The organism is Shewanella sp. SM74, assembly GCF_025653725.1.
Lineage (GTDB): Bacteria > Pseudomonadota > Gammaproteobacteria > Enterobacterales > Shewanellaceae > Shewanella > Shewanella oncorhynchi.
On the sequence record NZ_JAKKRZ010000005.1, the window covers coordinates 108,358 to 123,272 of the forward strand.

General features: G+C 46.1%; 10 protein-coding genes. 1 reads left to right on the top strand and 9 read right to left on the bottom strand.

From position 1 onward, the window contains the following. Nucleotides 1-31: 31 nt before the first annotated feature. The 6 genes from L5M49_RS07340 to L5M49_RS07365 form a co-directional block, all read right to left on the bottom strand. Nucleotides 32-1,270, bottom strand: coding sequence for a sugar diacid recognition domain-containing protein (locus tag L5M49_RS07340; RefSeq protein WP_263265750.1), 1,239 nt, complete (start codon nucleotides 1,268-1,270; stop codon nucleotides 32-34). A gap of 8 nt (nucleotides 1,271-1,278) precedes the next feature. After that, entirely contained in the window at nucleotides 1,279-1,959 is a 681-nt protein-coding gene (locus L5M49_RS07345) for a uracil-DNA glycosylase family protein (RefSeq protein ID WP_263265783.1), read from the bottom strand. Nucleotides 1,960-2,069: 110 nt separating this feature from the next. After that, nucleotides 2,070-2,675, bottom strand: a complete 606-nt coding sequence (locus L5M49_RS07350; protein ID WP_263265751.1) for a hypothetical protein — start codon at nucleotides 2,673-2,675, stop codon at nucleotides 2,070-2,072. 215 nt (nucleotides 2,676-2,890) lie between these two features. After that, a complete protein-coding gene (locus L5M49_RS07355; RefSeq protein WP_263265752.1) occupies nucleotides 2,891-4,978 on the bottom strand; it encodes an MtrB/PioB family decaheme-associated outer membrane protein in 2,088 nt (695 codons plus the stop codon). A gap of 12 nt (nucleotides 4,979-4,990) precedes the next feature. Further along, a complete protein-coding gene (mtrA, locus tag L5M49_RS07360; protein ID WP_028760483.1) occupies nucleotides 4,991-5,992 on the bottom strand; it encodes a decaheme c-type cytochrome MtrA in 1,002 nt (333 codons plus the stop codon). 68 nt (nucleotides 5,993-6,060) lie between these two features. After that, a complete protein-coding gene (locus L5M49_RS07365; protein WP_263265753.1) occupies nucleotides 6,061-8,013 on the bottom strand; it encodes a multiheme c-type cytochrome in 1,953 nt (650 codons plus the stop codon). A gap of 138 nt (nucleotides 8,014-8,151) precedes the next feature. Here L5M49_RS07365 and L5M49_RS07370 point away from each other — a divergent pair, with 138 nt between their 5' ends. Beyond that, complete coding sequence (locus tag L5M49_RS07370) at nucleotides 8,152-8,313, top strand: hypothetical protein (protein WP_263265754.1); 162 nt, start codon at nucleotides 8,152-8,154, stop codon at nucleotides 8,311-8,313. A gap of 42 nt (nucleotides 8,314-8,355) precedes the next feature. On the opposite strand, the gene L5M49_RS07375 is transcribed toward L5M49_RS07370, so the two are convergent. The 3 genes from L5M49_RS07375 to L5M49_RS07385 form a co-directional block, all read right to left on the bottom strand. After that, complete coding sequence (locus tag L5M49_RS07375; RefSeq protein WP_263265755.1) at nucleotides 8,356-10,548, bottom strand: OmcA/MtrC family decaheme c-type cytochrome; 2,193 nt, start codon at nucleotides 10,546-10,548, stop codon at nucleotides 8,356-8,358. A gap of 248 nt (nucleotides 10,549-10,796) precedes the next feature. Next, nucleotides 10,797-12,716, bottom strand: coding sequence for an OmcA/MtrC family decaheme c-type cytochrome (locus L5M49_RS07380; RefSeq protein WP_263265756.1), 1,920 nt, complete (start codon nucleotides 12,714-12,716; stop codon nucleotides 10,797-10,799). 35 nt (nucleotides 12,717-12,751) lie between these two features. Beyond that, complete coding sequence (locus L5M49_RS07385; RefSeq protein ID WP_263265757.1) at nucleotides 12,752-14,902, bottom strand: MtrB/PioB family decaheme-associated outer membrane protein; 2,151 nt, start codon at nucleotides 14,900-14,902, stop codon at nucleotides 12,752-12,754. Between the last annotated feature and the right edge of the window lie 13 nt (nucleotides 14,903-14,915).

The window sequence follows — 14,915 nt, forward strand, 5'->3', positions numbered from 1 at the left end:
TAATTTGTTGAGTTGCTAAGTCATTTGAGCATTAAGTTAAGCGAGTCGAAGTATCAATTAATTGCCCAAGATACAGGCTCAATAATCCGTGCAGGGATTGAATGTCGGCTTGGGTGATTTGCTGAATTTTATCAAGGCGATATCTCAGTGTATTGCGATGAATAAACAGAGCATTCGCGCATTGCTGTGCATCGCCAAAGTGGGTGATATAAGCCGCTAAGGTTTTGCGTAATTGGCCATTTTTATCCGCCTTGGCGAGTTGCTGATAGGGCGTTGCCAGCGCCTGACCGCGCCAGTCATGTTTCAGCCCTGCAAGTAACACTTGTAGGGAATAATCTTCAAACAGGTATTTATTCCCTTCTGCATTGAGCTGCTTACCGAGTGCCAAGGTTTCTTGAGCCGTGTGATAGGAGCGCGCTATCCCACCTTTTTCCGGGAAGAAATGGCCTAGAGCAATTTTAAAGTTTAAATCCATTTGGGCGGGTAAGCGCTGCAACAGCTTATCGATGCGCTGATTTTCAAGCTCAGGATCCCATTGTTTTCCATCTAAAAAAGCAGGCTTTAGGATCACCAACTGCGACATTGAGGTCATGGCAATCAAGTTACCACGGTCAGGATATTGCAATAGATGCAGCACTTGCTTGAGGGTTTCACTGACTCTGGGGCTACGTTCATCGGCGGGCTGAGTGGATGCCTCAGCTAAGTACAAGGCCGATGGGGTGGTATCGGTCTTTAAGTGGTGTTTCTGGATGTTTTTCTCGCTGATCTCAATAATGGCCGCGACTCTTGGCAGGCTGATATCAATGTCGAGCTGTTTTGCCCAGCGGTGCAACTGTGCATCATCGGTTTCTGCTTTGATCAGTTGCAGAATAAACTCTTCACGCTGGCGATTCTCCCATTGCAATTTATCCTGCAGGTTGGCTTGTTCAACAATCATTTCGGCGGTCATTTTGAGTAACTCACCATAATGGGTGAGCTCACGTGGATCACCGGTAATGCCGACAACGCCGATAATTTGTCCTTGATAATGTAAGGGTAAATTGATACCTGGCTTAACGCCATGCAGCCCTGAGGCGACTTCTTGACTGATCTCCACATTGCGATTTTGGGCAATCGCCAGCAGCGCGCCTTCGTGGGTTGAGCCAATACGCTTAGGGTCGCCTGAGCCTAAAATCACTCCTTTGCCGTTCATCACATTGATATTGTGGCCAATGATTTTCATTGTGCGGCTCACAATTTGCTTCGCGATGGCAGAATCAAGTAGATACATACAGGCGCCTAGTGGGGTTGAAGGTTTAACAGGGATGCAATACGCATTCTTAATCTGGGTAGCATATCGCGTTCAAACTCAGGATGCTGCTTAAGCCAAAGATTATTACGCGGGCTTGGGTGCGGCAAGACAAGATACTTAGGCCAATATTGCTGCCATTGCGCGCATGCTTGGGTCACTGTTATTGGTTTCAGTTTGGGGATGACTGTTACGTTAGCGCCGGTTGTTTGATGCTTAGTGATCGGCGAAGTGAGGTTTACGGCCTCGGACGATTCGCGCGGTAGATGATAGTCGATGGCATATTGGCCGAGGATCACAATTAGCTCTATTTGCGGCATTAGGGCGAGCAAGGCCTGATGCCAAGTGGCAGCACATTCGGGGCGCGGTGGTTTATCACCCTGCTTTTTACCGTTTTTTTCGATACTGCCCGGAAAACAAAATCCCATAGGGATAATGGCAAAAAGATTGGGGTCGTAGAATTGCTCCCGCGTGACATTCAACCAAGTGCGCAGCCGTTCACCGCTGGCATCGTCAAAAGGTATGCCTTTATGGTGGGTTTTCACGCCCGGAGCTTGGCCTGCAATCAAAATCCGCGCTTGGGTACTGGCCTGCAATATTGGTTTGGGCGCTAAGGGTAAATGGGCCTGACATAAAGTACAGGCGCTGATTTTTGCCAGCAGTTTAGCCATTGATGCCGAGCATGATGGCGGTACAGTTACGCAAAGTGGCGATGGCGCTTTAGTGAGATTCGTCTTAGTCAATTTAATCGCTAATTTTATCGTTGCTCATTCATTTTCAATCAGGATTGGAGCATCATCACTGTTTGATATACCCAGTAGCCAAAAAGAGAATAGCCAAGGATTAAACCGATATAACTTAATATCTTAGGAATTTGATTTGGGCTTGAAGCTAAACAGATGTGGGCCAGTACAATCGTAAAGAAGGCTAAGGGGGCAATCACATAGCTCAGAGCTAAGATGAATAATGCCCCTAGGCTGATGATCCAATCAGCATTGCGATTGGTGGGTTTATCGATTTGGCAAAGCTGTAGTGGCAATAAAATCAGTCCAATACCGACACAGATAATGCCTAAGTTAAGGGCGAAATCACTCCAACCTCTATGATCATAAATGGCTAACGCAATGGCAATTAATGGCACTATTAGTGCGCTTAATACATGGCATTTAGCAAAAGTGGCGCTGCGATACTGACCCGCAAAAAAGAATAAGCCCTGTAGAAACAGATTGATTAAGGTAAAACCACCTAGGCCTAAAATGATAAATAGGCTCGCTGCGCCACCCGATGGGTCGAACGCCATGGCGGGTAAGGGTAATAGGCTTAGCCCCACTAGTGCGGGAATTGATAACAGCCACTGAGATTGGGAGATTGAAGAATAAATACGCATTGGCTCAGAGGATTAACTAAAAGATTGAATTAAGATCCGCTAAAGTGAGCCAAAACTCAAGGATTAAGGTTTTTATGGGCGGACTTTCGCGCCAGAGTCTGATCTTATTCAAGATTTTTACTGTTATCTGCCATGATGTTATCGCTTTAAAAGATCCTGCTTCGCTTAAACAAAAGCCCGCATTTGCGGGCTTTTCGTGTTATGAACAGTATCGATTAGAGTTTGTAACTCATGCTCAGCATGATCATTTGCGCTGTGTAGTCATGGCTATTGCTGCCAAAGCCTACGACGTTCCAGATCCCATCGACGGCGATATCATTGGCGGCATCATTGTCTTTATAATTCTCAATTTTATAATCCAAGCGCAGAGCCATTTTCTCGGTGGCTTGATATTGAGCATATAAGTTAATGTTGTGCACTTTGGCAAAATAATCGCCATAGTCGCCTGTGATACCTTGTCTGACTTGAGTGTTACTGTCGGAGTTTGAATAAGTGTAATCCAATCCCATGCGTAACTTGTTCTCAAGCAAGTTGTTGTAGCTCAGGCCCGCCCCGACCACATCTACATTGTCTTCAATGAATCCTGTCCATGTTGGGGTGCTGTAATTACTGCTTCCCGCTTGTTCAGACTCAATGATTTGGTAGTTGTAGAATGCTGTCGCCAGTAAATCATCGGTGATCATGTAGCTGATGTTGGCATCATAACTGGTGTCTTTTGACTCAGTTAAGCCAATAACTGTGTCAGAGTAGTCATCTAATGCGTAACGGGCACCGAAATCTATGGTCAAGCTGTCGATTGGCGAGTGGGTGACTCGAGCTTCAATCTGGGTTCTGTCGCGGTTAGCCAGATTGTACTTACGTAACAGGCTGTTGGTTTCAGAAGATGTCCATTCAGAAGCTTGATATTGCGAGCCATCACGCTGACCGTAACTGCCCTTAACCCACATATCCCAAGTTTCAAAGCTGTTAACGCGCAAACGTGCCCAAACGGTATTTTCATCCGTGGTTTCACGGTCTTGATAATTACGGTCATCACGTTTGAAGTCATAGCCGCCATCAAGCTTCAGTCCATGGGTAATACGATAATCCGCCGCCACTTTGAAGCGTTGGCTAGTGTTATCGTAAGGGGTGTTATAGGCCACCTTACCATTGACATTGTTGATGCTGACTTGGGTCCACTCTTCAATTTGAGTATTGTTATCACGGTCGCTATAGTCGTAGCTACCACTTAAGCGCAGTGAGTTAGTCACTTTACTGACGACTTTTAAGTTCAACCCTGTGAGGTCAACTTTGGCATCAACGGCCTCTGTCGGCACTTGATAGCCATAGCCTGAAGTGACTAATGCTTGGTCTTGACTCATTTGTCCCGCAAGCACACGACCTGTTAACACATTGGTATTGTCGTTGTATTGACCCATGAGCGACACTGTGTGTGACTGGTTGTCAGGGTCAAGGGCGAGTGTGCCAGAGGTTTGAGCACCAAAGGTCGGATTGAAGGCACTGTCGAAGTTTAACTGGTTGTACTCGTTCTTAAAAATTGAGCCATTGTAGTTAAGTGCAGTGAACCAACGATCGCCTTTGAGTTTAATGCCAGCTTCAATGGAGTCAGTGGTGTAATCAACTGGCTCAGCTAACATCATGGATTGGTTAAAGAATCCACCTGATGTTTTTTTCAAGCCAGTTTTTTCTTCACGCACGTAGCTCACATGCGTACTCCACAGCGATTCACCTTGATAGTCAAAACCTAACCCTGTGCGCTCACGTTTGAGCGACAGTTCTAAGGCATTTAGGTTGTCCATCAGTAACGGCATCTGGCTGCTTGAACCCGCAGTTACCCAGTTGTCTGGCAAGGTTAAATTATCGCTGCCGACACCAGAGTAGGGCGTTAAGGCACTATTACTGTTGTAAGTGGCGATTTGGCGATAGTTTACATTGACATTATACTGGCCTTGTTTGCCCGCATTGACATCTAAACGGCCACCATCCATGCCCAGTTGATAAGCTTCAACGCTGGCTTGATAGCCTTTCTCACTACGGAAGGTGACATCGGCATCAAATTTACCCGCAACTTCGTTTGAAGTCCCAAAGGCATTCGCCGAGCGAATATCCTCTTCGCTGTTGTAACCCACGCCAACACCCACAGTGCCAGACGTACCCGTTTCAACAACACAGCCTTTACAGCTCCAAGCGGACATTTTGACTTTTTCTGTATTGGCATTGGCTAAGCCATACCCGTCGGCCGCTATTGCAAAACCTGTGTTTGCTAGTAACGCCAGAGTGATCAAATTGAGTTTAAATTTCATTTTCTCGTCTCCTTAGCGCTGTAATAGCTTGCCAGATGGATGGTTTGAACCATGGACCTGACTGTGGCAATTTAAACAGCTTCTTCCACCCGTAAAGGCATTGTCGCCGACGTTTGAACCTAAACCAGTGTTACCTAAGTAAGCATTGCTGGCGTGGCCATCGCTGGCGTGACATTGCTGACACAGCTGCGGTGCGCGGGTTTTCAACATGGCATCATTCACACTGCCGTGAGGATTGTGGCAAGTTACACAGTTCTCAGTGACAGGTGCATGTTCCCACAGTTTTGGGCCGCGTTTCTCGGCGTGGCAGGAGTAACAGGTTTCGTTAATGCTAGGCTTGTTTAGATCGGAATCTGTCATGCTCCCATGGGGATTATGACAATCGCTACAGGTCATTTGAGCCCATTTTAGTGGGTGACTCGAGCGTTTATTCATGTCTGCTTTTTGCTTAGTGTGACAGCTAGTACAGACTTCCATTTCGGTGTTTTTTGATAACACAGGATCTTTTGCGACATGCACTTGGTGGCATGAGGCACAAGCTACATCGGCATTGTCATGGTGACTACCGTTCCAAGATACGCGTTTATCATCTTGGTGACAGCTCATACAGACACTGTTTTGTTTTTCTGCACTTAAGGTCGATTGCTTACCAAAAGTGATCATCGGCTCGTTGCCGCCTTTATTGTGTTGACCCATAGGACCATGACAGGCTTCACATTGCAGGCCAGCCATTGGGCTCTTTGATGAATCAATGGCGCCATGAACACCTTTGAAGAGGTCCATCACTTTTTCAGATTTTTTGTGGCACATCAAACAAGAATCGGCACCTTTAGGGGAGTAGCTGCCTTCGGCAAACTTCTTATCTAAGGTGGCTTCGACTTGTTCTGGTGTCATTTTGTCATCCCACTTTGAGGCGTGTGCACTCGGTGTGATGCATAAAGACATCACTGCAGACATTGCCATGGAGATGACAAGTGCCGGCAGTAGGTTTTTCATTTTTAGGCTGTTCTTCATAATAGGCTTCCCAATTTGTCCCAACAAAATTCAAGAAAGGGGGAGCGAACTCCCCCTGCTTGGGCAAATTACATCTTCACCTGAGTGTGATCTGTTGGTGTGGGTTTGTGACAGTAGAAACAGGTTTCTGACTGCGCCGCTTGATTGGCTTGAACATAATCACCGTTCACAATCGCGCCCATATTTTCTAAGCCGTGGCCAATAGATTCTGGCGCGTGGCATGAAGTACAAGTGGCAGTGATTGGCGTGGTGTATTTACCCGCAGTTGTTGCCAGAGCGCCTTTGACCTTGAATGCATCTAGGTTGAAGTCGTTATGACATTGGGTACATTCTTTGATGACACCTTGTTTACCATGAACAACGTGTAATTTCATCTCCAACGCACCTTTGTTAGCACCACTTGCATAGGTACCATCTGGGGTATGACAAGCGACACACGCATCCACACCGACGATTGGCTTACCGCTGGCATCTTTTGTATGTGATAGCTGTTCTGTCATCACAAAACCCGCATGGTGGCCTTTGTGAATTTCGAAGCTATCACCGTGACAACCTTGACAGGTACCAAACTCAACTGAGTTAACATGACGCATGCTCGGTGCTTTGCCAGACTTAGTGCCAAAAGCTAGCTCGGCTTTCATGCTCGTTGTTGCGCTGTCTGCGGTACATGCAGTTAAGCTTGTACCAGTGCTACAAACTTCTAAACCGATAATGGTAAAGGCGGTATCAGTATCGCCTGCACCGAAAGGTAGAACGGGTGTTGTAAAGACCAATTTACCGTCAACTAAGGTTACACCTTCTTGCAGTGCGCCATCTTTGACTAAGTCTTTCGCTATTTTCGCTTTACCGCTACCTGGACTTGGGTTGTAGCCCATGATCGGGAAGTTAGGGCCAACGTTGGTAACGGACTCTAAACGTTTAATCTTATCTTGAACGGTTGCCGCATCAATTGCGTTACCATCTTTGTCTAAGATAGACACGGTTAATACTGCAGTATCATCAGCTTGACCAGCAAGTGCTGCTGACATACCTAACTGAGCGATAACGGCTTTTTTGTCTGCAGTCTTACCTGTGTGCAGTTCTGCAGTCCAATCGCTGTTATGACAGGCGATACAGTTGGAGTTATCTAGCTGTTGTGAGTGACCTTTACCAGCAGCAAAGTCCACTGCGCTATGGCAGCTTCCACATGAGGCAGCAGTTGGGATACGTGACCAATTACTCCAATCAGGCGTAGCCTCATTTGCAACGTGACAGCTTTGACAGCCTTCTAATGAGCCTAAGGTGAGGTCTTTGTGTTTAGCGTGAACGAGAACATTGAACTCTTTACCAACACCGACTTTTCCGGCTGTGTGGCAAGTTGCACAGTAATTAACGTCAGAATACGCGCCGCCATGTTTAACATTGGCTAAATCTTGGTGACAAGTATTACAGCTTTCTGTGGCGACAATTTTGCGACTATATGTTGGCAGTGCGCCAGTATCGGCAGTGAAGTCGACAAAGGCGTTACTGTTTGGTACTTGAGTACCATCGGGAAGCGGAGTGTTATAAGCGCGGATTAATACCCGTTGAGCTAACTGTTCGTTATAGGTGACTTTAGTGTTAGCGGTCAGGTTCATGCTAAAAGTATAACTGTAGTGACCGTTTTTCTTGTCAACGAAAGTCCCTGGGCATGTTGCAGCGACATCACAGGTTTCATCACCAAAGTATTGCCATTGTGACGCATTACCTGCACCAGTTGCGCCTTGTGGGATTAATTGTGCTGCGGCAAAACGCATTTTTTGTAGGCCAACAACGGGTAAATCATTTTCGTTAGTGACGGTAAACTCAACACTCGGAATACCGTTAGTGACGACAGATTTGTCAAAGGCGAAATTAAGGGTTTGAATCGCTGGAGCAGGTTCGCCACCAGGTTCACCGGGATTACCATCATTACCATCGCTGCCACCACAGCCCGCTAAGGCCATAGTGACTGCACTTGCTGCTAACAGCAGTGCGATTTTAGTTGTTTGTGCGTTCATCATTTTTTTCCCTGCATAGGTTTGGCATTGCTTAAACGCTATGTTCTAGAGCCAACAGATTCTATGTCTGTGTTTTTGGTCACTAGAAGCGACTTAAGTGGATGCTGGAAATAGAATTCCCCAAGGAAAGGCTAACCTAACATGACCTTAAAATCTCCAAGGCCTTTGCTAATGTGTGACTTGGATCTTTCTATTTCTAAAGAGGTATTTAAAGCGAGAGGTAAAAATGATTTTAGAACAAAAAAACAGCAGGGTTTTGAAAGGGAAGAATATAAAGAGAGAGGTAACAACCTCTCTCTTTAATAACGATAAAAACATTGCTCTGAATGAGAGCGTTATCTCTGTTTAGTTACCGTGGACTTCACTCAATTGAGCTGGTGTATGGCAAGTCGCACAGCTTTCAGATGCACGGGTTTGCACATCGGCTGCGCTAGTACCGTTTAAGATACCACCGTTAGCTTCAATATGAGATTTAGCGGCATCAGAGAGATATTTCTGGTGACAGCTTAAACATGCGCCTGCATCAGAAGAGACCCAAATATCGGTACCGTTATTGTTGATGTCACCAAAACGCCATGTGCGTTCAGGTGCACGGCCTAAGGTAATACCTGTAATGACGTTTGATTTATCTACAGTATGACATGTAGCGCAATCGGTTTTAAGCACAGTGCCCGATTGTACGCCTGCATATTTTAGATAATGGCCTTCACGTTCGTGAGCTTTCCAAGCAAAGCTAGTTGGGATTTTGCCACCAGGATAGCTTGAATCGGCTTTAAGGGTTTTGTCTGATGTATGACAAGTTTGGCAGTTTACACCATTGTCATAGTGGTGAATTTCTTGATTGTGACAACCTTGACATTTTGTTGGGTCAATAATATCACGACGAATAGCTGCTTTAGCTGTGCTATCCACAGCATTATCTTTCCAAACGAAGTGATAAGGAGCTTCTTTGACTGGGACTTTGTGTGTGTTAGCTGTCGCACAATCTGTCATCACAACATCCGCAACGCCATAGCCACCATTGTTGAAACATACTTCCAATGTTGACCATAGTTCGAATGTTTTACCATTTGCATCTGTGGGTAAATTGAACTTAGTGCCAGTCAATGAGTAGGTTTTATTGGCTTCGTTATAGGTACCTTCACTTAGAGCAATGCGACGGTTACTGTAAGAAGCCGTAGCAGAACTCGGGAAGTCTTTATCAGAATCCCATGCAACTACAACACGCGAGCCCTGGTTCACGAAGGCTTTGTCAATCGCATTGCCATCCTTATCAATAACTTGAACATCGAAAGTGATTTTGCCTGTGGCATTGACACCTACATTGCTGAACTTAATACCCATAGTTTTAGTGTCAGAGTAAGCTTTCAGCACATCGCCATGACGTTTAGCCGCACTGCCTGTTCCACCATAGGGTTGAGTTGCATTATGACAGGCAACACAGTCATTGCTGCTGTGGTGAGCAGATGGTTTTTCAGTGTGACAACCAATACAGGCTTGATTACTTAAATCAGCCTTAAATAGATCGGCATTAGCTGGCGCGTTCGTTCCTTCTACGTGACAGGCTGCACAATCAGCGGCAGGTTTTAATGGGAAACCAACCTTGCCATAGTCAATGACTTTACCGCCATAACCTACAATTTTATATGGTGCAGGAACTTCCGCTCCAGTTTCATCATAGGTATGACGTTCGCCACCTTTATGGATAGCATGAATCATGTAAGTAAATTCAATGCTATTGCCTGATTCAGGGTCACCAGAGGTTGCCGTATGGCAAGATGCACAGTTCTCAATATCAACTCTGCGGCCGCCGTGTAACTCTAAACTTTCTGGTTGGTGACAGGTGTAACAGGCTGTTATTGAAACAACGTTACGTGTTTGGATTCCTTCTGTTTTACCTGTTGAAGGCTGCCAGTCAAAATGTGCGTTTGCTGAAAGTTGTGGTAACTCAAGCTCTAAGGTCGCACGTTGAGTCGCTTCAGCGCTGTAAGTGATGGCTAAGGGCTCAGTGACATTGGCGATATTGGCTTGATAGGTATAACTGTAGTTGCCATCACCATGATCGACTAAACATGTATCACACTTGGCTGCAGCTTCAACGTTGGCTTGATATTGAGCGGATGGATTGAGGTTATCCACGCCAGAAGGCACTGTGCCAGGTTCTTTTTTCGTATTGATATAGGCTTGCCATTGGTAACCGCGGTCAGCGGGTTTTGCTGGATCTTCTGTTGCTACTGTTACGTGGCTAAGTTGCGCAATACCAAAGCGAATGTCGTGATCTTTATTCAAGCCAAGTACAGCCACACCATTCGCATTTTCTAATGTGAAATTAACAGTCACTTTACCTGCATCGACTGTGGCGTTAGTGAAACTTGCTTTCAGTGTAGGAGTTGAATCGATATTAACACCGACAACGCCCGGTTTTCCGTCTTCACCATCTTTACCGTCACTACCACCGCAACCGGCGAGTAGTAGAGAGAGTAAACCGGCACCCAACATCGCTTTTGTTGCGGTATTGAAATTGAACCGTTTCATCATGATATTTCCCTGCAATAGTTGTAATCATCATCAAACGCTTGGCAAATAAGAATAAATCTCATTACCCGCATAAGATGTGTGGAATTAGTTTTCCATCTGTAAGGCTAACTAAGTCACTGGTATTTATCAGTCACTTTAGGCGGGTAATGTGACTGAGATCTGACTATTTCTTTAGGAGTAGATGACTGCATCGTATGAGTTCCTTTTATATCTGCAGTTGCTGGCCTTTTTAGGCCAGCATCATAGGGTTAGTTTATTGGATGCACTTTCAACACGTCCGCGACTCCACCCTGTCCATGACAGAAAGCACAGGTTTCAGTTCCTGCGGTTGCATCGGATTTTGTACCTGCAAAAACAGCACCTTGCTGAGCCATGTGGTTATGAGTGCTGGTATCTGAATGGCAGTTGCTACACACAGCGGCAATTGGGCTGGTAAAAGTGCCGTTATTGAGGGCAAGGGGTTGCACCGCTGAATTTAAGGGGAGGGCGACGGTAGAAATTCCCGCAGTATCGTTAACGTGGCATTGGGCACAGTTACCGATTTTTCCTGGGTAGTTTAGGCTTTCAAACCCCGTGAATTGACTGGTGTGAATACCGTGGATCAGCTGCTTAAAGTCAAATGACGTGATTGAAGGATTGGCTGCCGTCGCATCGGCCAGCATATTGGCGTTATGGCATAGCTGACATTGACCACTGAGATCGTTACGTGAGCCGTGAATATTCAGTTTTTGATCACCATGGCAATTACCGCAGCTTGCATTACTCACAACGCTACGACGACCTTCATTGCTCAATGCTGCCATATCAAAATAACTGTGGCTGGATTTAATCACTAACACTTCCGCCAGTTCAGTCGTGCAATCAACCAGTACTTTATCTTTGGCACAGATTCTGCTTTGAATCGCAAGTCCACCATGATCCGTTTCAGTGCCTGCTGGCACGGTAAGGCCCGCTATCGTATAGGTATAAATGCCATTAGAGCCTGATATGGGTGTGGATTCCGGCAGTTTAATCGAGCGAGCTGAACGGGTCGCATAATCAAAACTGGTTCCCCAGTTGGCATATACCCTTAAATCATTGATAAATTTTAGTTTATCGGCACTTTTGCTATACACAGTTCCTGTGGCTGGATTCATCAGCTTAACCGCAACAGTGACCGTACCATTGGCATCCATACTGGCGCTGGTGATGCTTGGGCTAAATTGCATCAGTGCCGCGTTTTTAGCTTCATCACTGTGTACGCTTGCGGTCCAGTCGGCATTATGACACGCCACGCAGTTACTGTTATCTGTTTGCACTGGGTGTCCTTCGCCTGCGGGGAAATTGATCTGTGTATGACAGGCACCACAGGCTTGCATGGTCGGGACTCTGCGCCAGTTTTGCTGTTCGGTTAACTCAGCCTTATCGACGTGACAGGTTTGGCAGTCACTAATGGGTTGCGGGAAGCCGGTTAAATGTTTGCTGTGGATCATTTGTGGGAAAATATCCGCAGGGTTACTGACTTTTTTGCTGTTATGGCAGGTGACGCAGGTTTCGATTTGATTATATCTACTGCCATGGAAAGCAAGATTACTGTGGCAACTATTACAGGTCTCTATTGTGACTAAGTTGCGGGTGTAAGCGACATTACTACCTGAAGATTGCCAGTCATAATGCTGATTGGTTATAGGTAAGGGCGTGTTATCGGCAAGTTTATCGCCGCCAATTTTGACCACCATTCTTTGGGTCGCTTCGGGCATAAATGTAACTCCATTCATGCCATTAAATGCGGTGCTGAAGATGTAACTGTAGTGACCGTTTTTATGATCTGTGAGACTGCCAAGGCAAGTTGCCGCGCAGGTTTCAGCGGTAAAGTGCTGCCATTCACTGCTATTCCCCGCGCCTGTATAACCTTGGGGGAGAAGCTGCGCGGCAATAAATGTCGCCGATGGGATACCAATCACGGCTTCATCATCTTGATTGCTTACTTGAAAATCCACTTGAGCAATGCCATCTGTCATCGCGACTTTATCGACCATGATGTTAAGGCTAGTTATCGTTAATGCAGGCGGTTTCGCAGGCTCACCGGGATTACCATCTTGGCCGTTATCACCGCCACAGGCGCTTAATAGCGAGACTAACGCCAGCATAAGACTGAATTGAGTGCGAATTTTTGCAAACTTGTTCATATTTCTATCCTTGGAATGCGCTGTCAGTGCCTAAGTTACATTTGGTAGCTTAAGGTCAAGCCTAAGTAGTGAGCGTTGTAGTCGTGGCCCATATCACCAAAACTGAGGACGTTGGGGATCGTGTCCCAGCTTGTGCCTTGGTTTTGCCAATTAGCATCTTGATATTTTTCGAATAACCAATCGACGCGCAGCGACATACTGTCGGCAAACTTATATTTGGCGTAGGCATTAATATTGTGTTTGCGGGCGTAAAAATCGCCATAGGGACTGGTGATGCCGTAGGTCACTTCTGTATCACTCTGTCCGTCGGAATAGCTGTAATCCAAACCAATATCGAGGTGATGATCGAACAGGTTTTGATAACTAAGCCCTGCACCAATCAAGGTCGATTTTTCCTCGGCAGTGCTGTTCCAATCGGGTGTCGAGAAGGAATTACTGCCCGCTTGGTCTGAATCGCGCCAATCTTGGTTAACAAAGGCGGTTAAATTGAGGTCACTGCTCAGCACATATTGGGCTGACAAGTCGTAACCGAGATAGGACACCTGAGTTAGACCAACGAAGGTATGATGATAGTCGTCATTAATGCTGTGTAAGCTGGCACCAAGAGATAGACCAATATCGCTCTGATAATCCGTGTGTAAGGTGACTTTCTGCCTTTTTCTATCGGCAAGGTAGGATTTACGTAGCCAAGGATTACTTGAACTTTGAGTGGTTGCGACGGGATGATATTCACTGCCATCTCGCTCTAGTGCTTCTCCTTTCAACCAAGCTGACCATGCGGGCGAATAGCGATAACTTAGTTTAGCAAACACGCCGGACTCGTCGACGGATTGGCGGTCGAGTTCGGCATAATCGTTTTCATTATGGCTGTAACCCGCTTCGGCATAAGCCGCTGAGGTAAAACGGTATTTGCTTTTAAGTTCGAGTTTTTTGGTGCGCTTATCATAAAGGCTATTTTGGGCTGTGCCTTGATTAATACTGTCGGTGACGATCTGCGGAAAGTCTAATTGAGCCGTTTTGTTATCTCTGTCTTGATAGTTGTAACTTGCCTGCATGCTTAAATCTTGGCTGATCCGTCCTGAATATTTAAGGTCCATCTCTACAATATCGACTTGGCCATTTAAGGTATCCGCAGGCAGGACGGGCGATGGGCCATTGATGGTGGCAGGAATAAAGGTGTCATCTTGGGTCATGCGGCTAAAGCCTGCGTGCATCAATACATTTTGACCATTTGCCCCCCCTGAGGCTTCTGCGGCAACTCTGTAGGCTTTATTGTCGGGGTCGACCGCATTCTGACCTAGGTATGCTGCACCAAAGGTGGGCGTGTAGGCTGATTGCCACAGCATGGCTTGGTGATCATTTTTATATTGGCTGATTTGGCTATTGATGCCTGCTTGCCAGCCTGAACCGTTAAAATAAATTCTCGCATCGACTTCATCAGTACTGTCATCAATTGGTTGGGCTAGCATAACGCTATTGGTGAGTATATTGGCACTGGTCTTTTTTGCGCCACTGCGGTCTTCATGCTGATAGTTTAGCGAGGCTTTGTAGTGACTGTTATTGTCACCTTCAGGTGATATTTTGCCCGCGTAGTAACCACCGATACTAAAGCGATCACGTTGAATACTTAAATCTTGGCTAACAAGGCTGCTCTGTAACATAGGCATAGATTGCGTTGTGCCGCCTGTTATCCAGTTATCGGGCAATAACATTTTATCTTGCACTGAGGTATAGGGGCTTTTGAGTTGATTATGGTTATAGTTTGCTAAGCCTCTATAACCTAAGTTGATTTGATAGTTTCCCGGCCTTCCTGTTGTGAGCTTGGCTGAGCCCGCATCAAAACCTAACTTATCCGCGACCAGCTCGGTTTGATAACCCGTCTGCGTTTTGTACATCATATCCGCACCGACGGCGCCAACGAGACCCTCGTTATCTGTCCCACTACTGTTACCGAAACGGCTGTCCTCACTATCGTTGTAAGCGAGGCTGGCACTGACATTGCCAATATGCCCTGTCTTAGGTTGGCATTGCTTACAGCTCCATGCCTCTGTCTTTATGCTACTTCGATTCGCTTCTTGCAGCTCATAACCTTCGGCGTGTGCTTGAGTCAAAACACCGCTTATCGCCCAAGCCAGCAAAGTGAGGGAGAAATAAGCGCTAGGGTGAGACATTTTAGCTGTTCGCATGATCATTCCCTTG